23 protein-coding genes are annotated in these 25,473 nt (G+C 48.8%); 6 read left to right on the top strand and 17 right to left on the bottom strand.

Going from position 1 to position 25,473, the window contains the following annotated elements:
- The first annotated feature begins 10 nt into the window (after positions 1-10).
- Positions 11-439, top strand: a complete 429-nt coding sequence (locus ACH59B_RS03000) for a DUF3995 domain-containing protein (RefSeq protein ID WP_045245062.1) — start codon at positions 11-13, stop codon at positions 437-439.
- Between the two features lie 14 nt (positions 440-453).
- On the opposite strand, the gene ACH59B_RS02995 is transcribed toward ACH59B_RS03000, so the two are convergent.
- Entirely contained in the window at positions 454-1,677 is a 1,224-nt protein-coding gene (locus ACH59B_RS02995; protein WP_045245063.1) for an MFS transporter, read from the bottom strand.
- Between the two features lie 190 nt (positions 1,678-1,867).
- Between ACH59B_RS02995 and ACH59B_RS02990 the strand changes: the two genes are divergently transcribed.
- Positions 1,868-2,446: a TetR/AcrR family transcriptional regulator gene (locus ACH59B_RS02990; protein ID WP_031462779.1), complete on the top strand. Its 579-nt coding sequence runs from the start codon at positions 1,868-1,870 to the stop codon at positions 2,444-2,446.
- Between the two features lie 168 nt (positions 2,447-2,614).
- Here ACH59B_RS02990 and ACH59B_RS02985 read toward each other — a convergent pair whose 3' ends face one another.
- The gene (locus ACH59B_RS02985; RefSeq protein WP_017428023.1) at positions 2,615-3,037 is read right to left on the bottom strand and encodes a MarR family winged helix-turn-helix transcriptional regulator; all 423 of its coding nucleotides are present in this window, start codon (positions 3,035-3,037) and stop codon (positions 2,615-2,617) included.
- A gap of 166 nt (positions 3,038-3,203) precedes the next feature.
- On the opposite strand from ACH59B_RS02985, the gene ACH59B_RS02980 reads away from it, so the two are divergent.
- The gene (locus ACH59B_RS02980; RefSeq protein WP_031462778.1) at positions 3,204-4,673 is read left to right on the top strand and encodes an MFS transporter; all 1,470 of its coding nucleotides are present in this window, start codon (positions 3,204-3,206) and stop codon (positions 4,671-4,673) included.
- A 7-nt stretch (positions 4,674-4,680) separates the two neighbouring features.
- Here ACH59B_RS02980 and ACH59B_RS02975 read toward each other — a convergent pair whose 3' ends face one another.
- From ACH59B_RS02975 to ACH59B_RS02935, 9 genes are all read right to left on the bottom strand, one after another.
- Complete coding sequence (locus ACH59B_RS02975; protein ID WP_031462777.1) at positions 4,681-5,757, bottom strand: Gfo/Idh/MocA family protein; 1,077 nt, start codon at positions 5,755-5,757, stop codon at positions 4,681-4,683.
- Positions 5,758-5,956: 199 nt separating this feature from the next.
- The gene (locus tag ACH59B_RS02970) at positions 5,957-6,370 is read right to left on the bottom strand and encodes a DUF350 domain-containing protein (RefSeq protein ID WP_031462776.1); all 414 of its coding nucleotides are present in this window, start codon (positions 6,368-6,370) and stop codon (positions 5,957-5,959) included.
- A 71-nt stretch (positions 6,371-6,441) separates the two neighbouring features.
- The gene (locus ACH59B_RS02965; protein ID WP_049828241.1) at positions 6,442-7,875 is read right to left on the bottom strand and encodes a glutathionylspermidine synthase family protein; all 1,434 of its coding nucleotides are present in this window, start codon (positions 7,873-7,875) and stop codon (positions 6,442-6,444) included.
- A 1-nt stretch (position 7,876) separates the two neighbouring features.
- A complete protein-coding gene (locus ACH59B_RS02960; RefSeq protein WP_031462774.1) occupies positions 7,877-8,215 on the bottom strand; it encodes a hypothetical protein in 339 nt (112 codons plus the stop codon).
- Positions 8,215-8,373 carry a hypothetical protein gene (locus tag ACH59B_RS02955; RefSeq protein ID WP_225164838.1) on the bottom strand — a complete coding sequence of 53 codons (159 nt, stop codon included), beginning with the start codon at positions 8,371-8,373 and terminating at the stop codon, positions 8,215-8,217. The genes ACH59B_RS02960 and ACH59B_RS02955 overlap by 1 nt, the downstream gene beginning before the upstream one ends.
- A 487-nt stretch (positions 8,374-8,860) precedes the next feature.
- On the bottom strand, positions 8,861-9,766 hold the full coding sequence (locus ACH59B_RS02950) for a D-alanyl-D-alanine carboxypeptidase family protein (RefSeq protein WP_031462773.1): 906 nt from the start codon (positions 9,764-9,766) through the stop codon (positions 8,861-8,863).
- A gap of 151 nt (positions 9,767-9,917) precedes the next feature.
- Entirely contained in the window at positions 9,918-10,643 is a 726-nt protein-coding gene (locus tag ACH59B_RS02945) for a hypothetical protein (RefSeq protein ID WP_017428028.1), read from the bottom strand.
- 20 nt (positions 10,644-10,663) lie between these two features.
- A complete protein-coding gene (locus ACH59B_RS02940; protein ID WP_404303281.1) occupies positions 10,664-13,789 on the bottom strand; it encodes a DEAD/DEAH box helicase in 3,126 nt (1,041 codons plus the stop codon).
- Positions 13,790-13,930: 141 nt separating this feature from the next.
- Positions 13,931-14,875, bottom strand: a complete 945-nt coding sequence (locus ACH59B_RS02935; RefSeq protein ID WP_017428029.1) for a YafY family protein — start codon at positions 14,873-14,875, stop codon at positions 13,931-13,933.
- A 103-nt stretch (positions 14,876-14,978) separates the two neighbouring features.
- On the opposite strand from ACH59B_RS02935, the gene ACH59B_RS02930 reads away from it, so the two are divergent.
- Positions 14,979-15,518: a dihydrofolate reductase family protein gene (locus ACH59B_RS02930; protein ID WP_017428030.1), complete on the top strand. Its 540-nt coding sequence runs from the start codon at positions 14,979-14,981 to the stop codon at positions 15,516-15,518.
- Between the two features lie 84 nt (positions 15,519-15,602).
- On the opposite strand, the gene ACH59B_RS02925 is transcribed toward ACH59B_RS02930, so the two are convergent.
- The 3 genes from ACH59B_RS02925 to ACH59B_RS02915 are packed head-to-tail and all read right to left on the bottom strand — an operon-like array spanning position 15,603 to position 18,664.
- Positions 15,603-16,898: an ABC transporter substrate-binding protein gene (locus tag ACH59B_RS02925; RefSeq protein WP_017428031.1), complete on the bottom strand. Its 1,296-nt coding sequence runs from the start codon at positions 16,896-16,898 to the stop codon at positions 15,603-15,605.
- A 47-nt stretch (positions 16,899-16,945) separates the two neighbouring features.
- Positions 16,946-17,782: a carbohydrate ABC transporter permease gene (locus ACH59B_RS02920; protein ID WP_016819492.1), complete on the bottom strand. Its 837-nt coding sequence runs from the start codon at positions 17,780-17,782 to the stop codon at positions 16,946-16,948.
- The gene (locus ACH59B_RS02915; protein ID WP_016819491.1) at positions 17,783-18,664 is read right to left on the bottom strand and encodes a carbohydrate ABC transporter permease; all 882 of its coding nucleotides are present in this window, start codon (positions 18,662-18,664) and stop codon (positions 17,783-17,785) included.
- A gap of 208 nt (positions 18,665-18,872) precedes the next feature.
- Here ACH59B_RS02915 and ACH59B_RS02910 point away from each other — a divergent pair, with 208 nt between their 5' ends.
- Together ACH59B_RS02910 and ACH59B_RS02905 are read left to right on the top strand one after the other, a co-directional pair.
- Positions 18,873-20,687 (top strand): sensor histidine kinase, encoded by a 1,815-nt coding sequence (locus ACH59B_RS02910; protein WP_017428032.1) that lies wholly within the window; start codon positions 18,873-18,875, stop codon positions 20,685-20,687.
- Positions 20,688-20,694: 7 nt separating this feature from the next.
- Positions 20,695-22,347 (top strand): response regulator, encoded by a 1,653-nt coding sequence (locus ACH59B_RS02905; protein WP_404303278.1) that lies wholly within the window; start codon positions 20,695-20,697, stop codon positions 22,345-22,347.
- Here ACH59B_RS02905 and ACH59B_RS02900 read toward each other — a convergent pair.
- The 3 genes from ACH59B_RS02900 to ACH59B_RS02890 form a co-directional block, all read right to left on the bottom strand.
- Positions 22,277-22,864, bottom strand: coding sequence for a GNAT family N-acetyltransferase (locus tag ACH59B_RS02900; protein WP_016819488.1), 588 nt, complete (start codon positions 22,862-22,864; stop codon positions 22,277-22,279). The two genes, ACH59B_RS02905 and ACH59B_RS02900, sit on opposite strands and share 71 nt — an antisense overlap.
- Before the next feature lie 109 nt (positions 22,865-22,973).
- Complete coding sequence (locus ACH59B_RS02895) at positions 22,974-24,098, bottom strand: NADH-dependent flavin oxidoreductase (RefSeq protein ID WP_016819487.1); 1,125 nt, start codon at positions 24,096-24,098, stop codon at positions 22,974-22,976.
- Positions 24,099-24,348: 250 nt separating this feature from the next.
- Positions 24,349-25,299, bottom strand: a complete 951-nt coding sequence (locus ACH59B_RS02890; RefSeq protein WP_044787070.1) for a bile acid:sodium symporter family protein — start codon at positions 25,297-25,299, stop codon at positions 24,349-24,351.
- Positions 25,300-25,473 lie beyond the last annotated feature (174 nt).

The raw sequence follows: 25,473 nt of genomic DNA, 5'->3' as shown, positions 1-25,473 counted from the left end.
GGGAAGTCAGATGTTGGAGTTACTTACATGGGCAGTTGGCGGAATTTTATTTATACTGAGCGGCATGCATGTATATTGGGTATTCGGCGGACAAAAAGGTGCTAAGGCAGCGATCCCAAGCACGGGAACGGATTTGCTCTTTATACCCTCCAAAATAGGGACATCAATTGTTGCCTTTTTACTAGCTTTAGCCGCTTGGTTCGTCCTGCAGCTAGGGGGAGTTGCACCATTTCGGTTTTTTCATTCCTTCTATTCCTACGGTGCAGGCTTGTTGTCGAGCTTATTTATTTTACGTTCAATAGGAGATTTCAAATGGGTTGGGTTCTTCAAGAGAAAAAAAGGAACTGTTTTTGCAAAATGGGACACCGTGCTCTACTCGCCCCTTTGTTTTCTCTTGGGAACAGCCATTTTAATGATCATGCTTTTGCGTACGGCATAGCCTAAAGATGATCTTTACCCGTTTTGTTTCTTTCGTACGTCTCCACTCGTTTCTTTCTCAGTGAAAAAGTACAGTAAAGCCAGCACAGGCAAGATGACTCCAATCAGAGCACTTAAATTCCAACCACCTAATGCGTAAGACCAACCACCTAATGATGATCCAATCGCTCCACCTATGAAAAAGATAGACATGAATAATCCGTTCAGACGCCCTCTCGCTTCACTTCCCAAGGAGTAAATAACACGCTGTCCAAGCACAAGATTTCCCGATACAGCCATATCCAGTGTAATGGCTGAAATAAAGAGAAGGATGAGCGCAGCCGTCGAATGACTTTGAAAAATATAGATGACCAAAAAGGACAAGGCGGCAATGACCATAGCTAGCCCGGTTAATACTTTGCTCCAGCCTTTGTCAGCCAATCTCCCGGCAATCGGAGCAGCTATTGCGCCGCCTACACCTACTAAAGCAAACAGTGCAATCCCTTGCTGAGACATGCCGAAATCATCCGCCAAGCGTAGAGGAACAACCGTCCAAAACAGGCTGAAGGCGCCAAATAAGCAGGCTTGATACAGGGCACGCCGGCGCAATGCAGGCGTTTGTTTGAACAGAGTACCTAGTGAGAAAATCAGTTTACTGTAAGATACCGTAGGCACAGGCTTGCGCTCCGGAAGTGCTTTCGACAGGAGAATCGTCAACAACGTCAAAACAATGGCTGACATAATAAATACGGCTTGCCATCCCCAGATGCTGGTTATGAAGCTTGCCAATGGACGTGCGAACATAATCCCTAGCAGGAGTCCACTCATAACATTCCCTACAACCCGTCCGCGCTGCTCTTCGGATGCTAAATAGGTAGCATACGGCACCAGTATTTGGGCAACTACAGATCCAACTCCAATGAACAAGGATGCAGTAAGGAACAACGTGGCATTGGGGGCGAAGGCAGCAACGAGCAATGCACAGACTGTAATGATGAGCGATACGATCATTAGACGTCGATTTTCAATAATGTCACTAATCGGTACGATAAACAGCAATCCCACAACATAACCGATTTGAGTTAAGGTGACAATGAAGCCCGCTGTTGTGGAAGAAAGACCCAGCGCCACATGAATAGGCCCTACCAGAGTTTGAGCATAGTAAAGGTTGGCAACAATAAGGCCACATGCTGCTGCCAACAGAAACATCATCCAATTTGAAATACGGTTACCTTCTACGGCTTGTTGTTCTCTTTGCATGATAATCCTCCTCAATAATTTAAATACTGAACGTATAGTTCATTAATTCGATAATCAAATAATATACTGAACGTTTCGTTTTGTAAATAGACAAATTCAAATTTTTATTCTTACCCGATATTTGATATACTGAACGTATAGTTTACTTTTCTATGTTTTCTTATATCTATGTAAGAAGGTGAGCATTCCAGTGCAGAGTAAAAGAGGACGTCCGCGTAATGTTGAGTCGCAAAAATCTATCCTTACCGCTTCTTATGAACTACTGTTGGAGCAAGGATTTGGGGCTGTTACGGTAGAAAAAATTGCTGAGCGAGCAAAAGTGAGCAAAGCCACCATATATAAATGGTGGCCTAACAAAGCTGCCGTAGTAATGGATGGTTTCTTGTCAGCTACCATGGCAAGATTGCCCGTACCCGACACAGGTCGTGTATTGGACGATATTCTCATTCATGCTACGAATTTAGTACGGTTCCTAATCAGTCGAGAAGGTAAAATCATTACGGAGTTAATTGGTGAAGGGCAACTTGATCCAGGATTAGCAGAGGCATACCGAACACGATATTTCCATCCTCGAAGACTTGAAGCCAGGCATCTAATTGAGCGAGGAATTGAGCGCGGGGAATTGAAGGAGCATCTCGATGTTGAATTATGTATCGATCTCATTTATGGGCCGATTTTTTATCGATTGCTGGTAACTGGTTATCCATTAGACGATGCCTATGTGCGACAATTAGTCATGAATGCGTTTGAAGGGATTAGCTTGGACTGAATTGCGAATGCCATATAGCGGGATCATTTCTACCGTGCAATAAACCTTTAGATTGCACCAAGCAGCCACCACTGGGTATTCTCTGTGATAGCTGCTTTTTTCTATTTCCTTTTTCTTTTTTTCCTTTTTCTTTTACCCGCCGATCCTCTATGCTAACTCCTGATTTATTTATTCGTCAGGATCTGTACTAATCTTTTGCAGTAAGTCGATTAGAAGGTCCTCTTCCTCTTCGGATAAATTGCGGGCAAGACCGGCATTGAGCTCGTCCAATATCCCTTGTAAGACAGGAGCGAATTCTAACGCCTTGGCCGTAGGAGACACAAGTTGGGAACGACGATCATTGGGGTCCGTTTTACGTTCAATGTAGCCTGATTCCTCTAATTGTTTTACAGAGCGTGTCGTGGTTGCCTTGTCAAATTTAAGTTCATTCGTCAGCTGCTCCTGTGTAATGCCCGGCCGCTGCAAAATCAGCTTTAGGAAACTGTGTTGTCCCCCACTGCCGATTCCATAAGGAGCCAGTTTTTTGGACAGTATTTTTTGATTTCGACGGTACAGGTGGGAAATTAGCTTTCCAATCGGTTTTTTCCTCATCAAATACACCTCATTGGCTTGAAAATGGCAATCCCCAGCTGGGACCAAAACAAAGTTTACAATACTATTGTTGCGCACGCAACTAATTTGCTGTACACTAGAACCGTTCATTTAGTTGCGCATGCAACTAATAAAAAGGGCCTTCAACGATAAAGAGGTGTTCATAATGAGTTCAACTGCTACAACTGCTGCAACCTATCAAGAGAATATCGAAGTTCAGAAGAAACGTTGGATGATTTTGATTGTTTTAAATCTGTTTACGTTTATGTCCACTTTGGATGGAAGCATTGTTAATATTGCTCTTCCTGTGTTGTCTCGCACGTTACATTTACCCGTGGCACAAATTGAATGGGTGACAACCGCCTATTTAATGGCGATATGTACCGCTATTTTATTTTTCGGCAAGCTGGGGGATATGGTCGGTAAAATCAAAATATTCAAAATCGGCACAATCATATTCATTCTCGGCTCCCTATTGTGCGGTCTTAGCTCTTCACTCTCCCTATTGCTGATTTCCCGCATCATTCAGGCCATTGGAGCATCCATGACCATGGCGAACAGCCAAGGGATCGTAACAGATATCTTCCCGTCCACTGAACGGGGCAAAGCGCTTGGCCTCATCGGAACCTTCGTTTCTCTGGGCAGTATCGCCGGGCCGAGCTTGGGCGGTATTATTGTCTCCTCGCTGGGCTGGCAATACATTTTCTGGGTCAATGTACCGATAGGCCTGGTCGCTGTCTTTCTTGGCTGGAAGCTTCTACCGAAGGATCTGATCAAGGTGAAGGATAAGGTTGACATTCCCGGCAGCCTGGTGTTTGCCATTTTTATTCTGACCTTGTTCGTCGGATTGTTGCTGGGACAGCAGGTCGGGTATGGAGACGCACGTATTATTGCTTCACTGGTGGTGGCTGTAGTTGCTTTTGCCGTATTCATTCGGTTGGAATTGCGTCGTCCACAGCCACTGTTACAGCTCGCACTATTCAAAAATCCGCTGTTTTCGCTCAGTATTTTGTGTGCTTTTCTGGTGTTTGTCGCTAACTTCTGCTTTAACATCATTTCGCCTTTCTATGCGCAGAATATGCTGAACTTGTCGCCTTTTTATGCCGGATTTCTGCTGATGTTGTTCCCCATCTCTATGGTTATTGTGGCCCCGCTCAGCGGTGCGCTTTCCGATAAAATCGGGTCTGAACTGCTCACTTTCGCCGGGCTGGTCGTTATGGTCGTTGCCCAAATTGGATTAGCCCAGCTGCATGCAGGCAGCTCCATCCCGCTCGTCGGTCTGTGGATTGCCATGCTGGGTATTGGCAGTGGTTTATTCCAATCGCCGAACAACTCGCTGATTATGTCCAAGGTACCCCGCACACAGCTTGGCTCGGCCGGAAGTGTTAATTCGCTGGTGCGCAACGTCGGTATGGTTGTGGGGATCACGCTGGCCACATCCATTCTCTTTTATATTATGAGTAAAGAGGCTGGTTATCGGGTCACCGGATTGGTTCCGGGTCACCCTGAAATTTTTCTGGCAGGCATGCATGTAGTCTTTATGACGTCTGCCTCCATCTGTCTTGTGTCGGCATTGTTAACAGGCTGGAGGCTGATCGGGGCTAAACGGGCAAGAACGCAACAAGAAAAGAGTTAGGGCCTCCTTACACTTCTACTAAACGCCCGTTCTCTCTCCAGGATTGAAGTATTTTCTCAAGTACCCACTGATTCTTGTATCCGTCATCGAATAATGGGGCTCGGTCCACGAACTCCCCCCTTGCCAGCTTAACAAAATCGCCATCGGCTGTATGATTATAGATTGGTGGGACAGCCCAATTCTCGTATTCGGCATCCGGGTGTTCCAGGTCACGCAGCACGATGCGAATACTTTCCGGATTATTGAGACTAGCGTGCAGCGTACCGACCTCGCCGTAGATATCCACTTCGATATCGTGACGTTTGCCGATGGCATTTTTGTGAGTGATGAAGGTACCCACGGTATTATCGCCAATGATACCATGAAAGGCGGCGAGATCTTCCACATCCACTTTTACAGGCAGACCCGTGACCGGATCGGGCCGCTCAGGTGTAATGATATGTAGCAGCGCCGCGACGCTTTTAAATTCACCAATCAGAAAACGGGCCAGATCAATAATATGTGAGGCAGTATCCCCCACGACTCCAGAGCCGGCCTTGGCTAAATTGTGTCGCCATGTATACGGATGCTGACGATACGGTGAAAATGAATCCATTAGATAGCGGAATTGAATATTGTAGATTTTACCCAGCTTATGCTCTTCCAGCAGTTGCTTGACATATTGGAAGGCCGCTCCGTAGCGATGCTTGTAGTGAACCAGCAAAGGCACGGGATTCGCAGTATACAGCTTTTTCAATTCACCTGCCTCAGACCACGTGAGCGTCAATGGTTTTTCTGCCAGTACAGCTTTATGTTCTTCCAGCGCAATCCTAATAATGTCAAAATGCACATCATTGGGTGTCAGCGACAGAATCGCATCTACCTTTGGGTCACGGATCAATGCTTCATAATGGGAGTACCGCTTGGAAGCAGGCAGTTGCAATTGCTCTCCGATGACTTGAAGGCGGTTCGCGTTTACATCACTAACGGCCACAATCGATACCCCCGACATGCTGTGTAATGATCTGATATGATATTCAGCGATCAAGCCCAAGCCGATGATCCCCACCCGAATGGGTAGGATTGGGGAGGTAAAGGTACTCATATGTTCAGAATTCCCTTCTTTGCAATTTGGTTTGATATCTGGAGCACATTTCTTTTTGCTATGCAGTATCACCCTTACCTTTGTAGAATAGTCCCCACCAAGTGAATACAATTCCCCGTAAAAAAAAGAATCTGCAGCTCCGTTGTCCGGTTTTGCAGATTCTTTGTACCTCTTCTCTATATTAACTACATCATTTCGACTACATCAAAAATGTACCTACGACAAAAGATACCCCGATGATGATTGAGCGTAGCAGTTGTGCCAGAGCCACATTGCCTTTAGCAATTTCCTCGCACACCTTGGTACGCGGCGTTACCAGATCAAAAATCACATAGACCAGGCACAGCACTACAATGCCTACGGCCGACCAGGTCAGCATATCGAGCCATGAATGGCTGCTATACGACACCATTCCCACGATGATACACAGGCCTAGCAGCTTTGCCCCCATGTAGATACCTGCCGCTTCATTGCCGCGTGCGATTTCCTTATTATCGTTATAACGTGTCAGCAAGCTGAACACAAAATAACCTACGATTAAGATGGCAAACAAGATAAGCAGGCCGATACCTACATTGCCCAATGCGTTGCCCAAACTGATATGAGAGTCCAATTTTTTTCCTCCTTATGATACTTATGAATAGGGAACAGATCTGTTCGAATAGTATACATTGTGCAATTCGCCTATACAGCGGGTGGATTAGAAGGTTCGTTGGCAACGGAGGCAGCGCAATAATAGGCCATATCCCCTGTTACCTTTTCACCGATTCGCGGCAGGACCCCCGCAAAACGCCCCCCGATCACGAATATGCCTGTCAGCACGTAGCCGTGAAATAGCCCTTCCTCCGTCTGCACCTCTGCGCTCTGCATGGGCCACAGCTGCTGATAAATCTTAGGCTGTCCCTCGTAATAAGCGGCAATATGTGCGGCTTCCTCCTGTTCAGGCGTTAGTGGAGCATCAACTTGATGAAGCAGATCAGGCTGGTCAGCCTTCACATTTTCAACCACTCCCAAGACGCCTTCCAGTCTCTCCTCGGGTTCAGGCTGCTCAATCAAATGCGTCCCTTTACCCTCTCGTCCCCATATACCTTTCGCCACATAAGGCTCTTGATTTTGCAGAAACACGGATGGCTCAAAATATGTAGGTAGCAGGTAGGTTCGTATGACCTCCAGCTCCCGGTCGTCAAATAAACGAAAACCGCAGAACGCTGGTGTCTGCTCATTGCGCTCGTACAGTGACCATACGGTTGCGGTGAACCCTTTGCTCTGGGTAATGATATGCTGCGGCGGATTAATGAGTCCTATTTTCCCGTCTGCCACCATATCCATTAACGCCTGCCCCACCTCAAGCCCCGTGTCCTCTTCCCGATCATCAATCAGGTATTCCAGCGGATACAGGCGATAGAGGATGTGAATCTGCTCTCCCCGGTGATACAATCCTTCGTTCGGGATAATTTCCAGCTCTTCCAATGGCGCATAAACCACTTCAAACCCGGCTTGTTCACATAAACGCATAATATATTTGGTATTCGTCTGATCCTCAACATGCCAATCATAGCAAGTGAAGTGCACCTTTGTCCCCAAACCCTTGCGGCTATAAAAATGAATGAGCTCCGTCAAGGCAGACTGAATCGCCTCATCCATTCCAGATGAGGGTCCATGTAGAGCAATGTCATCCCTTGACATTCCCTCACTATGCAGCACCTCCAGCAGCTTTCCTTCGAGATAAGCCACCTCGGGAATCCCGGTTGGGGTATCGGTGTTATTCTCAATGCACTTGATCCCCGCTTCCCCCACAATCCAGTCCTGTCGGGTGATCCCATCCGGTGCGACCTCCATACGTGCAGCACGCAGCAAGCCTGGATGAATTCCCAACCGCTCCACCAGGTATTCATCCGGCATATAGCGCTGGATGAATTGCTGAACCTTGCGATAAATACGATGTACCGCCTCAGAAGCAGCCTGAAGCTCTGCCAGCTCGCTTTCCAGATACACCGTTAAGGCCGGCACGCAATAGGACTTGCCGTACATACGATGGTACGGAATCATACGGCTGATTTCACCCTGAAAAAGCTCGTCATGTTCATAAGGTAATTGACGAATCGTACGCATGCTCATCTTAACCCCCAGAAAAAAAGCCGCTGTGTGAGCCGCTGCTGCCAAAACCACTGTGTGAGCTGGAAGATGAAGACGAGCTCTTGCGATAAGAACTGGAAGATGAACGGCTGCTATGATATGAGGAGCCTCCGCTATAATAGGTCGATCCGCCATAATAATACCCGCTGCTGCCTGAATCCCGGCAGGCCGTTTGCTCCGATACGGGGAGCTCGTCGCAGTCATAATATTCGTCGTCACCGCAACCCGTCAGAGCGGCTGGGACAGCCAACATCAGGGCAAAGGCCGCCATCCGTGCACGAGAGCCGGGCTTGGATTTCATGGTTTCCCAAGAATGCTCCATCACAGATCGACCTCCTTCACAAACAAATGCACCTTTTTCAGCTGAGGGTCCAATACTGAATATATAAATTCGTATGTTTTGCCACCCAAAACCGTATAGTGATCCAGTAGCCGCTGGGCTAGCTCCAAGGTAAATACCGAACCTTCCCGCTGATCCATGCTACGGAACGCAGGCTCATGCCATACCCAGTACATGGCGCTGAATGTGGAGTTGTAGCCTCCCTCACTAGCCAGGACGAGGTCTGTGATCGACGCGCCGTAAGGCTTCGCACGTTCCCCCGTAAATTCGGTTACATAGACGGAATGATCCGTATGCTCCTCACTTTCATTCGAGATATGCGCCCACAGCTTGTCATGGAGACGCGTAGCGTCTACAAGCTTGCGCAGGAACAGCTCATCTCCCGATACGGACTCCCGTGTTAGGCTGCGCAGTTCCTTTTGAGTGTCTTCTGACCATTCGCGATACGTTAATGAATAATAGATGATGATTCCCTTCCCTTCCTGTACGCTTCTGTCATGAGGTTTACTATAAATCCAAGCATCTGTCGTCGTTCACTATACGAGATTCTACCTTGAAAAGGTTCAATTTGGAAGAAAAATACGACAAAAAGCCGCAATCCTCAGGATTACGGCTTGGTTGTAGCGGTTATAGTTTGATATTGCTTTCGTCGAAATACTCCTCAAGTGTCAGCCCCTGCTTGGCAACATCCTCTGCAATGTCTACTCCCACATAACGGATATGCCAAGGCTCGTACACATAGCCGGTCACATCTTCTTTACCCTTCATATAACGAATAATAAATCCGTATTCCGGTGCATGTTGTTCCAGCCATTCACCTTCCTTAGAAGCACCGAAGGATTGCTCCAGCTCATTGCCTACGCTGGGGCTGGATACGTCAATGGACAATCCCGTCTGATGCTCACTCGTACCTGGTACGGCGCTGACTTTAGAGGCATATTCCTGCCCCTTTGTCTTTACATTGTTGTTGAAAATAGACACCTGACGCTTATAGGAACGGTATCCCGATACCGCACGCAGCTCAATGCCGTCCTTTTTCGCACCGTCGAACAGCTTCTCCAGTGCCTCTGCCGCTTCCTTACGCAAATGCCGCTTCTCATGCGGTCCCTCGAAGGAAAAAGGCACCTGCGGCTCCACCAGATCATCCGGGACATAGCCCACGGGCAAGCTGCGCTTTTTGTTCACAACGACTGTATCTGAAGTCGCATTGGTGACAACCGCTGTTCCATCCTCTTCCTTAACCGTAGCTTGCAGCGCACTCTGGCTCCGCAACGCCATTACAGGGTCGGCTTGTCCGCTTCCAGTACCCGCGGTGGCTTGTTCAGCGCTAGCGCTGCCATTCCCCGCATCCGGCTGGGTGGAAGGCTGTACATTCTCCTGTACCGCTGTAGACGATTTTAATGGCTCACTTTCCTGTCCACCTGATCCTCCTTGCTGGCACGCTGCTAGCAATAGACCCGGCAGGATCAGCCCCGGAATAAGCGCTTTAGTCCATCGCTGAGATGTGCGCGTCTGTTGTATATGTCGTTTCATGCTGGTATCTCCTCCAATATTGCAATTGATACATGACTTGCAGTAACTTTTCCGTTTCCCCATTGTAACTGAACTTTGGACACACTTCGAAGCTGTTATCCTATCCAATGAAGGTGAACAGTCTCGAAAAAGGAAGCATATCCCCGAATTGTTACGGATTATGACGTTTTTGCGGGATTGCAGCCCGAGCTCGCTCGGCTACCCGTTCACGTATGAGTTTCAATGCTTCTTCAGCACGGGGTAACCTCGGCAGCAAAGACGTAATATCAGTTTCCTTCTTGAAAGCAAGTTTCTGTGGCAGATGGATTTCAATGGCATGAAAGCCTGCTCCGGGACGATGCAATGCTCCTTCAGCTGCGGATTCTGCAATCCATTCGCTAATTGCTGCCGATCCGCTGCGTCCGCCCTCCGCGCGTGAGGTAGGCTCAAGCGCGGGGGAGGTTCTCTGCACATGGGATAACTCTCCAGCCCAAGCACTAAACACGTACTCCAGCAGCTCTTCCGGCGTCATTCCGATCAACGCCGGACAGTGTTGGGGCTCGTTTTTCAGTCCAGCCTGAAGAGCTTCCTTCACGTCTTCGACTGCACCCACTCCATTCTCTCTGCTGGAAACGGCGGTCTCAGCTGCGAGTTGAACAATTTCATCCAGCGACAGGCAGGCTTCTCCTTTCAGGAGACGGTAGATGTCCAAAGGCTCCGCTTTTAGCTGCTCCAGCCATGCCCCTCGCTCTTCCAGGTTCAGTACAGGCACTGGGCCAGTCCATTGGACGGGTTGTGCGGAAGGTACACCCGTCGATTCACCTTCCGGCCCATTTCCGTCAAATCCCACGATCCATCGACCGTCAGTTACGTCCAGCTTCACTCGCGGTCTCGTCATCGCCTTCATCCTTTCTCTGCTCACTCGATCCATACATCATTTTGCAACGCAATCAGACCACGCAGTTCATCATCAGACATTTCGGTGAGCCAATGTTCACCCGAGCCGACAACCTGTTCGGACAGTGCCTTTTTGCTCTCGATCAGCTCATCGATTCTTTCCTCCAGTGTCCCCTGACAAATCAACTTGTGCACTTGTACATTGCGACTTTGACCAATACGGAATACCCGGTCTGTCGCCTGATTTTCCACCGCAGGATTCCACCAGCGATCATAGTGAATGACATGGCTGGCACGCGTCAGGTTCAGACCCACGCCACCTGCACGCAAGGAAAGTACGAATATATTCGGTCCTTTTCCCTGCTGGAAGTTGTGAACCATTTCGTCCCGTCTGGTTTTCGCCAGTCCCCCATGCAGGAAATATGGTTCTTCTCCCAAAATTTTGGCCAAACGGGAAACCAGTAGTTCTCCCATCGACACATATTGGGTGAAAATCAGCGCCGATTCATCGTTCTCGCGAATGGTTTCTACCAATTCCAGCAGTCGCTCCATTTTGCCCGAGTTTTCGGCTTTACTGCTGTCAGCACGGCCTGGAATAATTAAACCCGGATGGTCACAGATTTGCTTCAACTTGGTCAGCGACGACAGGACAAGCCCTTTGCGGGCCATACCGACTTGTCCATCCAGTGTTCCCAACAATTGATCCACCACACCGCGGTATAATCCGGCCTGCTCTGGTGTCAGTACGCAATAGGACTTCAACTCCAGCTTCTCTGGCAAATCCTTGCGGATATCCGGATCACTTTTGAGCCGACGCAGCATGAACGGGGAGACGAGACGATGAAGCTCACGCAACGCGGACCCCCGTTCCTCTCCTGCCAGACTGTACCGCTGGCGGAATGAAGACGCTGTACCAAGATACCCTGGATTCAGGAATTGGAAAATAGACCACAGTTCGCTCAAGCGATTCTCTACCGGAGTACCTGTCATGGCAATCCGATGTGGTGCGGACAACTTCATGACGCTTTGTGCCTGCTTAGTGCGTGCATTTTTTATATATTGCGCCTCATCCAACACGATGGAAGACCAGTAGACCGCAGATAAATCGCTGCCGTCCCGGCCCGCCAAATGATAGGTAGTGAGGACGATATCATACTCGCGTACATTTTCCTGAAACTGCTCCCCGTGGAGTCGCTGGTTGCCATGGTGAATATAAAGCGACAAATCCGGTGAAAAGCGCTTCAATTCCCGCTGCCAGTTGCCAAGCAAGGACGTCGGACAGATGATTAACGCCGGACGCTGATCCTCTGCTCCGATGCCACCATCGAGCAGACAGGTAATAACCTGAATCGTTTTACCCAGCCCCATGTCGTCCGCCAGGCACACACCAAAACCCAATCCGCGCATCGCAGCCAGCCATTGAAAACCCCGCTCTTGATACGGCCGTAGTGCACCATGCAACGTCTCCGGCACAGGACGCGGCTCTACGGAACGGAGTACCCCTCCCTCAGCCAACGACGCAAGCAATCCGGCGGATTCCGCGCCAAAGATAGACAAGCCCTTCCATGAGGCCTCGCCTGCACTTTCATTTTCCGCAGCCAAATGCATCCATTCGGACAAGCTCATTTCACCGTTTTCTCCGCGCTTGATAAAGCGTAGCACCTGACGAATTTCCTTGGGGTCTACCTCGATCCATTCCCCTCCGAGACGTACGTATGGCAAATTGGCCGCGACGATGCCTTCCAGTTCCTCCATCGTCAAGGCCGTATCCCCCAGCACAGCCTCGGCATCAAACGAAATCATGCGGTTAATGCCAACAGACGATGTATCGGCGATCACACCATCTGGCTTGGTCCCCTGCTCTGTCGAGCGCATTTTAAGCCGCAAGCCTGCACGTCTTCGCCCCTCCCGGCTCCAGCGTGAAGGCATTTGCACAGTAATACCGTTCTTTTGTAAAGAAGGTACGGCTTCCGTCAGGAAGCGGAAGAACATCTCCGGCTCCAGGGTCAACCCCTCGGGATAAGGGCGGTTTAATGCTTCCTGCAATATGGGTGCCGCTTCAGCCGCCTGTCCGAGCCTCGTCAGCAGTTGCGCCTGCACTTGACGGTACACAATTTCACCGCGAACCAGATCACGTTCAGGATATGCCCACAATGCCAGAGCAGGCAGTCGTAATCCGGGCTCTGCATCGCTTTCTGCCCAAAAGGTAATGCGCCATTCCTGGATACTCTCTTCCAAAGAAGGCTCCAAACGAAGGCACAGACGCAATTGCCCTTCAATGGGTTCCTTGGCTTCCCGTTCGGTGACAGGCATCGTGCTTCCCTCAAGAGAGGACGCCTGAAGAACCAGCTCCTCCATCTCAGCAGGCGTTCCCTGAATCGCAACCTGACGCGAACCTGTCAACAGACTGTTCCACCACAGCTCCGCCAGCGGTGATCCTCCGCGCCGATAATCTGCCCGATATCGTCCCAACTCACGATCTGACGCAGCCAGCACCGCGGTCGTTTCTGCATGAACGACCGCACACAAGAAGGAATACAGCACCATTCCAGCTGCATCCTCACGTGTTTCTGGCTCCTTGCCCGCAAAAACGGCCGGAGATGCCATACAAACAGCCGGCATCGCAGCTGCCAGCTCATGAAAGCGGCGGATGTCCTCCTCTTCGCGAAGCCGAGGAATCCACACCCCTACCGCCGCATCCGGACCGCGTCGTCGCGGTCCAGAGGGACGCGCCTCTGTAAGTGATGGCACGATTTCGCCCCGCTGCATCAGCTCTAGCGCAAAATAAGCAGCCTTTTGCCAATATTGCATTTCCTCGCCAAGCGTAATGCCCGAAGCCGCACAGCCCTTCTCGTCCATGCGAGTCAGCAGAGCCATCGTCTCGCGAGGTTCCAGTGCCAGACCCTCCAGCGTACGCCCCAGCATGGAACGTCTTTTGCCACCTCTGCCCGCGGTTTCCACGCGAGCATTGTTAGGTATCCGCACCTCGGCAAGACGCAACGCAGCCTGCCGAAACGGCCGAAGGTCTCCCTTCAGCGTCAGCCTGCGGATCACACTGCTCCACGCATCAATACGTGGTTCCGACGTCTCACCAGAAAAGCAAAAAAACACATCTCCGAGCCATATTCCATAAAGCGGTTGATTCATATCTGTCTCCCGTCCAGCCTTTTGAATTATTACTCTTCATCATATACGAAAACGGGCTCTTTTCAAAACTTTATCACAAAAATAATTGGAAAGTCATACGTTAATAACCTTAAATATTCATGTAATTAACAATTAAGAGACTTATCCTTCCTGATCGGCCTCATCATCCTTCAGATAAGGATTCAGGCTGTCTTGCAGCAGCCGTTTGACTTGCATGCGCAGCTCTTTCGGATATATAACCTCGGCCTCCGGCCCGTATTTTAACAGAAGTCTGGATACATATTTAAACTCTTCGACCGGGATATGTCCGTACCATTCCTGACCCCGCGATTTCTCATGAGAAACATTTTGGAAGAGGGGGTCTGATTCCGCCAGCCGAGCACCTAATGGTGTAAATTCTATTTTTGACGGAATTCCCGTACGCGAATCCTCCGCAGTCAACCATTCCTTAAGGGTGGGAAGGCCGGATAAGGTGTCTTCCAGTATGGTCATTGTCATCACTCTGTCTGAGCGGTACAAAATGATCCGATCTCCGCTTTGCGCAGGCATGTACCAATATCCGTGATCAAAATAGAGCCCCACCGGATATACTTTCGTCCACTTGTCCCCAGAAGCGGAGCGGTAAAGCATGTTCAACCGACGTTTATTCAACGCAGCCTCCAAAATGAGCGAGGTGTAGGGTGATTCTGCGTGAGTCGGCATCATCCGAAAAGCGATATAGTCCTTGAATTGATCGATGCTATCCCGCACATCCTGAGGAAGCTCGGCATAATAGTGCTCGGATAAATGCTCCCGCACCGACCCGAAGGGGATGTCCGGGATATTTTCCAGCAGCTGCAGCATGAGAAAAAGACCAAAAGCCTCATCGCGAGCAAGATGAAGGGGAGGAAGAAGTCGATTGGGAAGTGCCCGATAGCCGCCATGAGGTCCGGTTTCGGTATACAGGGGTAACCCGGTCTGCTGCAAATAGTCGAGATCTCTTTGAATCGTCCTGACGGAGACACCAAACCGCTCGGCCAGCTCACGTGCCGTATATTTTTTTCGGGAATCCAGTATCCTCATAAGTGCGATTCTGCGTTCGTTCATAAGGTACTCCTCTAATAAAAATAAAGTTTAAACGATTATTTTACTACGACAAAGTATGTCATAAATAGATTGTAACATAGGTGATAGAAAGGAGTGATGAACCATGGATGCTATAAAATCCAACAAAGTCGTATTGTATATTGCCGTGAGTCTTGACGGGTATATTGCACTGCCGGATGGCTCGGTGGACTGGCTGTTTGATGTCAAAGGGGATGGTGGCGACAATGGATATGCCGACTTTTACGACACTGTAGGCACGCTACTGATGGGCAGGCTGACGTATGAAGAGGTATTGAAGCTTTCCGATGATTTCCCCTATGCTGGCAAGCCTTGTTATATACTCACCCGGTCTTTAGCGAAGCATGAGCAAGCACCGCATGTTACATTTACGGACGAGGCTCTGTCTGAGCTAGTTCCGCGTCTGCAAAAACAATCGGAAGGTTTGGTATGGCTAGTAGGTGGAGGTCAGTTAGTTCAGGCCTTCATGCAGGCTGGACTGCTGGAAAAGGCGATCATTGCGATCATTCCTAAAGTGCTTGGACAAGGAATACCGTTATTTCCAGAAGGAACACTGCCAAGTACATTTGAACTCCAAGAAATAGAACGCCGCGGGGATATTGTACTGCTTTATTATAATGTATAATTATGTTAACAAAAAAAGCCTTCGGATGTTCAGGATCATGCAATCTCCCTGACATACGAAGGCTCTTCTGCGTATTTTATTTAATTATTTGGTCTTCAAATTATCCCATGTTCTCTGGAAATCCTCGAACAGCTTCCCAGCATCCGATTTACCTGCCACATAAGCTTGCATCTGACTTCCGAATTCTTGCTGCGCTCCTTCAGGATAACGGCTAAAGAACCAGCCCAGCAGTTTATTTTCCTGACTGTATTTCACCACTTCGGCACCCAGTTGGCCCATATCGGCCTCTTCTCCTTTGATGCTCTTGAACGCTGGAATGAACTTAAATTCCTTGGTGATATACTTTTTCCCTTGCTCGGATGTCACCATCCAATTTAAGAACTCTTTGGCCTCAGCTTTGACAGACGAATTTTTATTAACCACCCAGTTATTGGCGACACCTACAAACAGCTTATCTCCGGCTGTTGCATCTTCACCAATCGGCATAGGCAGAATACCCAGATTCAGTTTCGGATTAATTCCGTCAATTTGGACCTGAGTCCAGTTCCCTTGCTGCATCATGGCAGCCTTGCCAGTGGCAAAGTTCGTTACCTGCGTATTGTAATCAGTCGTGAGCGGCTTCGAATTGCCATACTTGAGCGTCAGATCGAGCAGCTTGATCCACTCGGCGAATACAGCATTGCCCGGAATTTTGGCTGTGCCATCATTCAGTCCCTTGACGAAGCCCGACGGGTCTGGCTGATTAGCAAATGCCACGTTCAGCAAATGATTGCCCAGCACCCAAAACTCCTGGTATCCATTGGAGAAAGGTGTAATCCCTGCGGCTTGCAGCTTTTGCGCAGCAACCTCCAGCTCAGACAGCGTTTTAGGAGGCTCGGTGATTCCAGCCTTTTTGAACAAATCCTTGTTATAAATAAAGCCGTATCCTTCCAGATTCATTGGCTGACCGTACAGCTTGCCATCCTTGGTCATCGGTTCTTTGGCGACATCGACCACATCACCAACCCAAGGTTGGTCGGATAGGTCCTCCAAATATTCCATCCACGTATCCAGCTCACGATATCCGCCGACATTAAAAATATCCGGCTGTTCACCAGAAGCAAACTTGGCCTTCAACGCCGCCCCATAGTCACTACCCCCACCTACGGTCTGAATGTCGAGCTTAATCCCGGGGTGAGTCGCTTCATACTCCCCCTTCATGCGATTTAGTGCTTCTGCAATCTCTACTTTAAACTGAAAAATGTGAATGGTTTTCTCCTTAACTTCCTCATTGCTTGCATTTTGCCCCCCACTGCTGTTACACCCCGCCAAAACCAGAGCAAAAGCTGCAAAAAGCAAAATCAGTGCTTGGGCTTTCTTTTTAAAAGTATGCGTTTTCATATTTATGTTCCTTTCTATTCTAGGTTTCATAGCACCATAATCAACACTCAACCTTTAACCGAACCTGCCATAATCCCTTGTATAATATATTTTTGCATGGCCAGAAAGAACGCGATGACCGGCAAGATACCCAGCACCAGAGCAGGTAATGCCAAATCCCACTGCTTCGTATATTGTCCGAAAAAGGCATAGGTTGCAATCGGAATGGTGCGCAATTCAGCCTTTTGCAGCACGAGAGAAGGCAGTAGATAGTCATTCCAAATCCAGAGTGTATTCAAAATAATAACTGTTACCATCATGGGCAGCATCAACGGATATACAATCCGGAAAAACACCCCGTAAGGCGTGCAACCGTCTACTGTAGCTGCTTCTTCCACCTCGACTGGCACACCTTTGACGAATCCGTGAAAGAGAAAGATGGACATAGGAGCCCCAAATCCCAGATAACAGATTACCAGACCACTAATACTGTTCATTAAATCCAGCGTACTTACAACCTTGACCAAAGGGATCATCACCGATTGAAAAGGAATGACCATCGCGGCCACGAACAGGCTGAACAGCACCCGATTGTAACGTGTTGGATGCCGAACCATTCGATAAGCAGCCATTGAGCTGATCAGTACGAGCAGCAGATTGCTGACCACCGTAACCACGAATGAGTTCCATAACGCTTCAGGAAAACGCGTAATGCTCCAAGCTCTAGCATAGTTGCTCCATACAAATGTTTGTGGCCAGGCCGCAGAATCCGTGAGCAGGTCACCAAAGCTTTTGACCGAATTCACGAACAAAAAGTAAAACGGGACGAGGAATACCAATGCGACGAGGATCATCACCAACTCAGTCGCCCAGGTTCCAACGCGGTAGCGATTGTTTGTTTCCATCTACGATTCCACCTCCCGACTTTTCGTCAGGCGTACCTGAAGGCTCGTAACGAGAGCAACAATGATAAAGAAAATAAGTGCTTTAGCCGTTCCCAACCCATAACGATTATTGACAAACGCTTCATTGTATATATTGAGCGCCACTGACTCTGTTGAACCAAAAGGACCACCCTTCGTCAATGACAGGTTGAGATCGAACATTTTAAACGACCATGATATCGCCAGGAAGAGACATACCGTAATGGCGGGCATGATCAAAGGCAGTATAATCGACCGCAAGATTTGCATCCGGCTCGCTCCGTCAATCTCGGCTGCCTCCAGCATATCCCGGGGCACGTTGGTCAGGGAAGAGATATAAATCACCATTAAATAACCGGCTGTTTGCCAGATAAACACGATCACAATGCCCCAGAAGGCCGTAATCTCATCTCCCAGCCAGGACAGGTTGAAAAAGGATAACCCCGTACTCTCGCCGATCGCTGCAAATCCCTTGACGAAAATAAACTGCCAGATAAAACCGAGCAACAGACCTCCGATCACATTAGGCATGAAAAAAATAGTTCGAAGCACATTTTTTGTTTTTAGCGGCTTGGTTAGAAAATACGCCAGCAGAAAACCAAAGATATTGGCTGCCACCACTCCAATCACCGTAAAACGGACGGTAAACCAGAACGCTGTCCCGAATTTGTCGTCATTTAATAAAATGTGACTGAAATTATCCAGCCCGACCCACTTTGCCTGATTGGCTACCCCATTCCACTCTGTAAAAGAATAGTACATTCCTAGCATGAAAGGGATTACAATAATGATAACGAAAAATAACGTCGATGGCCCTACAAAAATCCATTGCTGGAGCCATTGCGACGACTTGGCGCGATTCAAACCGATCCCCCCTTTGTTCTCTTTGGTGTCTGGAACGCTCCTCTACGGCATCCTTGCAAGCAGTGTGGACGTTGAATCCGTATGGATATGCAATTCACATGTTCATTATGTCGAATTAGCGCTCTGGAGAACACGCAAGATCGTGAACCATTAAGGGGGAAAATATTGACCTCAGGCCTGCCTTGAATTGTGAAAGGAGCTTACCTGCATGAAATTTCATAGCATTCGTTCTCGCCTAATCTGGTTTCTACTCATTGCGGTCACCATTCCGTTGCTGCTTTCAATGACCATGACCTTCATCCTCACCAAGCAATCCTTACGGGAGCAGGCCACCCAAGAAAATGAGCGGCTTATTTTTCAGGGAATTACGAATCTGGATAACTATTTACAGGGATTAAATCGCGCATCGATCGGAGTCTATAATGACCCTCATTTTCTGCGCAACCTGGCTAAAATTCCAGATGATTACCGGGCCGTTGCCGAGATTTACACCACGCTGCAAACGATGATGAATGCTTCCTCAGGTATTGACCAGGTGTACTTGCATTCGTTTGAGGCTGGGCAATCTACGCTGATTACCAGCACGGTTCCTTTACGGGAGTTCCGGCTGGAGCCCTTTACCGGTTCTATCCATTACGGCCCTTCCGGACTGTTCATACAACCCTCGCATATAAAGCATTTGTACGGCTTTTCGGCGGTTTCCTATGCGGAGCACAGCACAGAGCGGCAGGTATTTACACTCCACCGGGCGATTCGGAACATTCCGTCTTCAGAAACGCTTGGGGTACTGGCTATAGACGTTGATCTGGAGGCACTGCGCAGTATTTGCCGTCAATTGTATGATGCAGATACAGAGGAGCTGTTTTTAATTGATCGGAACGGAACGATCATCTATAGTGGAAAAGAATCATCCATTGGAACACACTGGAAGGAATCTGGCCTACTCAAGCGAATTTCTAAAGAAGACGAGCACGGTGTAATTGAAGATGATACAGCACTGCACGTATATGGCAAACTGGATGCCAACCTGTCAGGCTGGACACTCGTCAAGAAAATCCCTCATCGGACGCTTTATATGCGAGCTACCCAACTGACCCAGATCAATGCGGTCATTACAGGCGCCGCATTGCTGCTCGTTATTGTCGCCACGTTATGGATTTCAATAAAAATTACGGAACCGATTAAGCGGCTGACTCGCTACATAAACCAGATTCAGTCTGGTCAACTGGATGTAGACATCCGGGCCATGAGCAACGATGAGATTGGAGTGCTCTCGCGTCGTTTTAGACAGATGATGGATACCATCAACAACCTCATTTTGCGGGAATACAAGCTGGAACTGGCAAACAAGACACACCAATTGAAAGCGCTTCAGGCACAGATTAATCCTCATTTTTTATATAATACGCTACAGTCTATTGGAACACTGGCTCTACAGCATGAGGTGCCGCGAATCTATTCGCTGCTCTCTTCCCTTGCCAAAATGCTCCGCTATAACATGCGGGACCATACGATTGTTACACTCAAGGAAGAGGCTGAGCATGTAAAACAATATCTTGATTTGCAAAAGGAACGCTTCGGTGAGCAATTAGAAGTCACCTATCAATGGGATGATCAAGTTCTGAATGATCGGGTGCCTAAAATGATTCTCCAGCCGTTGGTGGAAAACTACTTTAAACACGGTGCCGATCCCCGGCTGGGACCCGGTAAGATTCGTATTACAGCCTGCCGAATCCGGGAAGGCATTGTGAGGATTGAAGTGGAAAATAACGGCGCGTCGATTCCACCAACCGAGTTGGAGCAGCTCCAGCAAATGCTGAAACGTCCGCTGAAAGCCCATGAAGAATCAGACACTAGCGAGCAGAACTCCATTGGTCTTCGTAATGTTCTATTACGTATCCAACTTCACTCGGAGGATGGTTCTAATACCCTGTGTGTAGACAATATTCTGCCTCATGGCGTTCGTTTCACACTTGAAATTCGCACCGAGCCCCATACAGAAAATCATATTAAGGGAGAGTGATCTGTCAATGAAGGTCCTGATAGTGGATGATGAAAAGCATGTACGTCACGCCATTCGGATGCTTGTACATTGGGAAGCTTACGGTGTAACCGAGGTGATTGAGGCTGAATCGGGGGATCAGGCGATTGAGGTCATTACCGCACTTTCCCCGCCCGTGGTACTCACGGATATGCGAATGCCTGGTAGAGATGGAGTAGCCTTGATGGAGTGGATTCAGGCGAATTCTCCAGCTACCAGAGTCGTGGTGGTCAGTGGCTATGATGATTTTGAGTTGGTTCGGCAGGCCATTCGCCGGGGAGGTATGGACTATATTCTTAAGCCTGTAGATCCGGTAGAGATCAATGAGGCGCTCAGTAAAGCTACTCAAGCTTGGCGGACAGCGGAGCAAGACCGGAACAGGCAGACCATGCAGGCTATGGAGGTCAACCGGATGAGGCCGCACTATGCTGATAAACTCCTGACCGAACTCATTTCCGGTACGGCGCTATCCATCACTCCCTTACGTGAGGAGCTACGTCTTCCCACAGCTATTCAGATCTGTAATGCAGCAGTGATGAGTACCACTCAACTGGATGCCGATATACTGGACAAATATAAAACGCGCCGCGCGCTTCTAGGCTTTTCCCTCATTAACATTTGCAACGAATTTCTGGGTACTTCTCAAACCGGAATTGCATTCCGTCATCTGGAGCGTACGGACGAAATTATTCTGCTGTATTGGGCCGAGCCGGCTCGTTGGCCAGTGCTCTTGCAGGAGATTCACACAGGGATTAGAACGGCGCTGCGCTGCTATATGCACATCGGGGTTGGTTCTTTCGGAACCTTTCCGATGGGGGCAGCCACAGCCTACCAAGAAGCACGGCAAGCGCTCTGGAAACGGGATATGTTGCAGGCCACCGACTGGATACATGAGAGTTCTCCGGCCCGGCAGACCGTTCGTCTTCCCCAGTTGTCTGAAATGGAAGAGGAACTACGGCTTAGTGCGCTCAGCTGTAATGCCAGTCGCGTATCTACAGCGGTAGGCGACTGGGTGGCAGCCGTAGCCGTGCTGCCTTCGGTTACAGCAGAGCAGCTCGCTGGCTGGAATCAAGAGCTGGATTGGATGCTGGCTCGCTGGCTGAATGACAGACCTGGAGATGCCGAAGGCGAGGAGCTGACAGATGAGTCCAACTCCATACCTGCCCTGCCAGTCGACAACCGTGGGGTGCTTTCCCTACCTTTATGGAAAAAACAGATCGAAAATCGATTGCTGGCAGCCGGTCAGGCACTTACGCCAAGCCATAGCCCAAACAACCCGACGATCCGTGATATTGCCCGCTATCTGGATGCTCACTATGACGGGGATATTTCCCTACAGGATATAGCGAGCCGCTTTTACCTCAGCCGGGAATACATTTCTCGTAAATTCAAGCAGGAGTACGGGGTTAATCTGTCCGATTATTTGTGCCAGATCCGGATGAGCAAGGCAAAGCTGTTACTGCTGAATGACAAGCTGCGCCTTCACCATATTGCCGGTATGGTCGGATATCAGGATGAGAAATACTTTGGCAAGGTGTTCAAAAAACTTGAGGGAGTTACGCCTGGCGAATTCAGAAGGCGTCATTCTGCAAATCCTCAGCCGTTATCGCATATAACACATGATCTTCCCACACACCATTAATCTTCAAATAGTTGAGAGCCAGCCCCTCGCGGCGAAATCCCGCCTTTTCCATCACTCGATGGGAAGGCGAATTTCTTGGCATGACTCCAGCTTGAATACGGTGTAATTCCAACTCATTCAGGGCGTAGCGGACAATATCCTGCACTGCGGAGGTAGCATAGCCTTGTCCATGATATGCAGGATCTACGAAGTAGCCCAGATTGGCATTTTGGAAGGGACCTCTAGCGACACCAGACAGCTCCATTCTGCCGATCAGCTTATCATTTTTCGGTAAAAAAAGTCCAAACGTATATCCCTGTCCGGCTTGTGCAGCTTCCAAGCCGTTGGAAATCAGACGCACCTGTTCTTCCAGGGTAAAGTAATGTTCAGGTCGTTCTGGCTCGAATGGTTTGAAAAACTCAAAATGTTGGCGTCTAATTTCTAATAAACGTTCTGCATCCTTTACTTGTAAAAGCCGAATCTGTAGACCTGGATGGGTGGACTTCATCGAAATCACACCATTCGTTTCATGGGACATTATCATTACCTTCTCTCTGTGTTATTCCTACGTAATTGTAATTCACAGTCACGAGACAAGAAAATACCCCAGGCGCATAAAAGCAGCCTAGGGTATTATTATTTAAAATTTAGTCCGTAACAGGCATCCAGCCAGGAATAGTCGTCAGCGCACCCCACAAGTAGTCAGGAATGACCAGCTCCTGCTGGGCTTGCTTGGACAATGTCGTGCGAATGGTATCCTCTGTACCGTTCTGCACTTTCTGAACCCATTGCGGCTCCATCAGCAACGGACGTCCCAGTGAAACAAGCGGTACACCTGTCTCCAGTGCTGCAAGCGCCTCGTCTGGTGTATTCAGGGAACCCACTCCCATGACTGGTACACGGTTCCCAACCTTCTCATGAATCAGAACCGTACGTGAACGTTCGTCACTACGGTCGCGGAACGAACCGCCGAAGAAATGATTTACGGAAATGTGCAGGTAATCCAGCCCTTCATCCGCCAGACGGTCTACAAGCACCATCGTATCATCCAGCGTGATGCCTGGCGTGTGTCCTTCCTCAGGAGACAAGCGGTATCCGAAGATAAATGGACGCTTCGCATGCTCTGTGATTACTTTCTTCACTTCGTGAACAATTGCCAGCGGAAAGGTCAAGCGTTTCTCAAGACTTCCTCCCCATTCATCGGTACGAATGTTGGAATGCGGAGAGAAGAATTGCTGCACCAGGTAACCGTTCGCTCCGTGAAGCTCTACACCATCATAGCCTGCTTCAATCGCGCGGCGAGTTGCTTCGCCATAGGCGCGGATGACGCGGTGGATATCGTCAGATGTCATTTCACGCGGCACAGGTGCGCCTTCTTTTTCCTCAGCTACTGCGCTTGCACTGATCGGTTGTCCGTCTGGAATCTGATCCGGTGGGCACAGGCGGCCACCATGATAAATTTGCAGAATCGCTTTCGCGCCCTCCTGATGAATCGTATCCGCCAGACGACGCAGGCTAGGAATCATTTCATCCTTGTCCGCACCAAACTCATTAACAAATCCTTTGCCATCTGGAGTTACATACACACAAGCGGTAATAACCGCGCCCACACCACCGGAGCGTTCACGGTAGTATGCCAGTTCCTGGTCACTGACTTCGCCATTTTCGTGGGAAGCAAAGTTAGTCATAGGAGCCATCGTAATGCGGTTCTTCAATGTAACACCGGATGGCAGGGTATAAGCTTCAAATAAAGGATTATATTTCGGGTTCATTCGTTCTCTCTCCTTCAGTTTAAGTCAGATCAGATCATATAGGGCTATTGAGCATGAAACGAATACGAATTCAATGTCATTTTCCTTCCATGACGAAGCCTCTTTGCTGTTGCTTACTTAAATACAGTGGTTATAATAACCACAGTATAATGATCCGCCCCTATAAAGTCAAATCCAACCTTTTTGACCTCCCTTAAACTGTCCGAAAAGTCCGAAATTTAGCCACTTTACATCAGCTATTGACAGTCGCTTATTTGCTTCCGGCTATGCTATCTTTCTCCTCCCGGCGTGAAAACCAGGTCGCGAGCAACGAGCCGGAAATATTATGCCACACGCTAAAAATCGCACTCGGTACAGCAGCAATCGGATTAAAATGAGCCGCTGCCAGCGCAGCGCCCAGCCCGGAATTCTGCATTCCTGTTTCCAGCGTAACGGCTTTACGCTTGGAAAGATCCATGCCGAATAGCTTGGCAAACCAATATCCGAGCAGAAAGCCGATACCGTTATGCAAAATAACCACAGCAAAAATAATCGGACCTGTCTCCAAAATCTTGCCTCTGCTGCCTGCAACCACAATAGCCACGATAAGTACAATCGCCATGGTTGAAATGAGCGGCAGCGCCTTGACACTGGCTTCCGCTTGTCTGCGGAATAGCGATTTGACGATTACACCCAGCACAATAGGGACAATAACCACGATGAGAATATCCATGATCAGCGACTTCGCATCAATATTCATCCAGCGTCCGGCAAGCAGACTAATCATCGCTGGGGTTGCCAGTGGAGCAACCAGCGTCGACACTGAAGCGATCGATACGCCAAGCGCCACGTCTCCTTTGGATAAGAGCGTCATTACGTTGGATGCAGTTCCACTTGGACAACAGCCGACCAAAATGACACCCACCGCAATATCCGGTGGAAGCTGCAATACTAATGCCAATACAAAGGCGAGAAACGGCATGATCAGATAGTGCCCTACCACTCCTATAGCCACATCCACTGGACGCCGGAACACTTCACGAAAGTCGGCCGCAGATAAAGTCAGCCCCATCCCGAACATGACAATGCCCAGAAATAACTGTATGTATCCTTTCAACCCTGTAAACGCCGTAGGAAAGAAAAATCCCAAACATGCAAATAAAAGCACCCAGATGGAAAAGGTCCCACCTACAAATTTTCCTACTTTCTCTAATCCTCTCATTCTACTGATCCCCTTACTTCTATATAAGCTGATTTGAGAAAATGCACATCGGAAGCATCTTCTGGCTGCATAGTTGGCACGCCATGTGAACTTTTCCTTCAGCTTATATAGTGCTTAAAATTTTTACCATTGTACTACATATGAATGCATATACATACTACTTTTTATGATTTT

The organism is Paenibacillus sp. DP01 (genome assembly GCF_044784315.1).
Taxonomy (GTDB): Bacteria; Bacillota; Bacilli; order Paenibacillales; family Paenibacillaceae; genus Paenibacillus; species Paenibacillus polymyxa.
The sequence above is the reverse complement of the archived record's forward strand: the minus strand, read 5'-3'. Positions and strand labels throughout refer to the sequence as shown.

Excerpts from the sequence above, each read along its gene's own strand:
- ACH59B_RS03000 (WP_045245062.1), top strand. The coding sequence starts at position 11 with ATGTTGGAGTTACTTACATGGGCAGTTGGCGGAATTTTATTTATACTG.
- ACH59B_RS02995 (WP_045245063.1), bottom strand. The coding sequence starts at position 1,677 with ATGCAAAGAGAACAACAAGCCGTAGAAGGTAACCGTATTTCAAATTGG.
- ACH59B_RS02985 (WP_017428023.1), bottom strand. The coding sequence starts at position 3,037 with ATGAGGAAAAAACCGATTGGAAAGCTAATTTCCCACCTGTACCGTCGA.
- ACH59B_RS02980 (WP_031462778.1), top strand. The coding sequence starts at position 3,204 with ATGAGTTCAACTGCTACAACTGCTGCAACCTATCAAGAGAATATCGAA.
- ACH59B_RS02975 (WP_031462777.1), bottom strand. The coding sequence starts at position 5,757 with ATGAGTACCTTTACCTCCCCAATCCTACCCATTCGGGTGGGGATCATC.
- ACH59B_RS02965 (WP_049828241.1), bottom strand. The coding sequence starts at position 7,875 with ATGAGCATGCGTACGATTCGTCAATTACCTTATGAACATGACGAGCTT.
- ACH59B_RS02960 (WP_031462774.1), bottom strand. The coding sequence starts at position 8,215 with ATGGAGCATTCTTGGGAAACCATGAAATCCAAGCCCGGCTCTCGTGCA.
- ACH59B_RS02955 (WP_225164838.1), bottom strand. The coding sequence starts at position 8,373 with ATGGATCAGCGGGAAGGTTCGGTATTTACCTTGGAGCTAGCCCAGCGG.
- ACH59B_RS02950 (WP_031462773.1), bottom strand. The coding sequence starts at position 9,766 with ATGAAACGACATATACAACAGACGCGCACATCTCAGCGATGGACTAAA.
- ACH59B_RS02945 (WP_017428028.1), bottom strand. The coding sequence starts at position 10,643 with ATGACGAGACCGCGAGTGAAGCTGGACGTAACTGACGGTCGATGGATC.
- ACH59B_RS02940 (WP_404303281.1), bottom strand. The coding sequence starts at position 13,789 with ATGAATCAACCGCTTTATGGAATATGGCTCGGAGATGTGTTTTTTTGC.
- ACH59B_RS02935 (WP_017428029.1), bottom strand. The coding sequence starts at position 14,875 with ATGAACGAACGCAGAATCGCACTTATGAGGATACTGGATTCCCGAAAA.
- ACH59B_RS02930 (WP_017428030.1), top strand. The coding sequence starts at position 14,979 with ATGGATGCTATAAAATCCAACAAAGTCGTATTGTATATTGCCGTGAGT.
- ACH59B_RS02925 (WP_017428031.1), bottom strand. The coding sequence starts at position 16,898 with ATGAAAACGCATACTTTTAAAAAGAAAGCCCAAGCACTGATTTTGCTT.
- ACH59B_RS02920 (WP_016819492.1), bottom strand. The coding sequence starts at position 17,782 with ATGGAAACAAACAATCGCTACCGCGTTGGAACCTGGGCGACTGAGTTG.
- ACH59B_RS02910 (WP_017428032.1), top strand. The coding sequence starts at position 18,873 with ATGAAATTTCATAGCATTCGTTCTCGCCTAATCTGGTTTCTACTCATT.
- ACH59B_RS02905 (WP_404303278.1), top strand. The coding sequence starts at position 20,695 with ATGAAGGTCCTGATAGTGGATGATGAAAAGCATGTACGTCACGCCATT.
- ACH59B_RS02900 (WP_016819488.1), bottom strand. The coding sequence starts at position 22,864 with ATGTCCCATGAAACGAATGGTGTGATTTCGATGAAGTCCACCCATCCA.
- ACH59B_RS02895 (WP_016819487.1), bottom strand. The coding sequence starts at position 24,098 with ATGAACCCGAAATATAATCCTTTATTTGAAGCTTATACCCTGCCATCC.
- ACH59B_RS02890 (WP_044787070.1), bottom strand. The coding sequence starts at position 25,299 with ATGAGAGGATTAGAGAAAGTAGGAAAATTTGTAGGTGGGACCTTTTCC.